This is a genomic window from Paracoccus acridae, from assembly GCF_014642735.1.
Lineage (GTDB): Bacteria > Pseudomonadota > Alphaproteobacteria > Rhodobacterales > Rhodobacteraceae > Paracoccus > Paracoccus acridae.
Map to the genome: position 1 here is coordinate 1 of NZ_BMIV01000074.1, position 1,054 is coordinate 1,054.

The window sequence follows — 1,054 nt, forward strand, 5'->3', positions numbered from 1 at the left end:
AATGGCTGCGGTGAAGCAGACGCCGCCGGTAGCTCTGTCCGCGTCAGGAAGTTTGCGACCGGCGTTGAGGATGTGACCGCACCACGAAGGCATCTGTGTGCAGGACGGGTCACTTTCCTTTTCGCCCGCTGCTGACTAGCTGGCCTGCGAGTTCTCCAAGGCGCTCAGAAGCCGCTGCGCCGTTTCTTGGGACGACCCCGGGTTCTGACCGGTGATCAGAAGGCCATCCTGCACCACATAAGAGGCCCAGTCGTCTGCCCGGGTGAAGCGTCCGCCTTTTGCGGCCAGTTCGTCCTCCACGAGGAAGGGAACGATCCGGGCGAGACCCACGGCTTCCTCTTCGGTGTTGGTAAAGCCCGTGACCTCCTTGCCTTGGACAAGCGGCTTGCCGTCTTGACCCTTCACATGCCGCAGAACGCCCGGGGCGTGGCAGACCAGGGCAACGGGTTTGTCAGCACCAATGAACGTCTCGATCAGCGAGATCGAGGCAGGAGCCTCGGCCAGATCCCAGAGCGGACCATGGCCGCCTGGATAGAAGATGCCATCGAAGTCATGCGGGTTGATGGCCGACAGCTTTTCCGTCGAAGCCAGCTTTGCCTGGGCCTCCGCGTCGGCCTCGAAGCGGTTGGTTGCGTCTGTCCTGGAGTCAGGCTCGTTGCTCTTGGGGTCGAGCGGCGGCTGGCCGCCCTTTGGAGATGCCAGCACGATCTCGGCACCTGCATCCTTGAAGACGTAGTAGGGTGCAGCAAGCTCCTCCAGCCAGAAGCCGGTCTTCTTGCCGGTGTTTCCCAGTTGATCATGGGAAGTGAGAACCATGAGGATCTTCATTATGTGCCCTTTCCCTTCTTTGCCTGCTCGAAGACCGTCCTCTCGATGACAGGGCGTTGCGGTGAGTGCATGTGTCGGCCCCGCTTCATTCCGAGGTCTTTCGCTGATCGGTGTCGGAAACGGTCGTGTCTCGGAAGTGGTGGAAATTTGAAGGCGGCGTAATCTCCGGGTGAACTGACACCCACCCAACCGGCGGCGCCAACCGCCAGGGAGATCACGCCATGAA

At 61.1% G+C, this 1,054-nt stretch carries 1 protein-coding gene; it reads right to left on the reverse strand.

The genetic code is table 11. The features are described from left to right. Positions 1-135 precede the first annotated feature (135 nt). Positions 136-828 carry a type 1 glutamine amidotransferase domain-containing protein gene (locus tag IEX25_RS19785; protein WP_188717434.1) on the reverse strand — a complete coding sequence of 231 codons (693 nt, stop codon included), beginning with the start codon at positions 826-828 and terminating at the stop codon, positions 136-138. Positions 829-1,054: the final 226 nt, after the last annotated feature.

What these genes read in the sequence shown, in the direction of transcription:
- IEX25_RS19785 (WP_188717434.1), bottom strand. Translation starts at nt 828, where the DNA reads ATGAAGATCCTCATGGTTCTCACTTCCCATGATCAACTGGGAAACACC.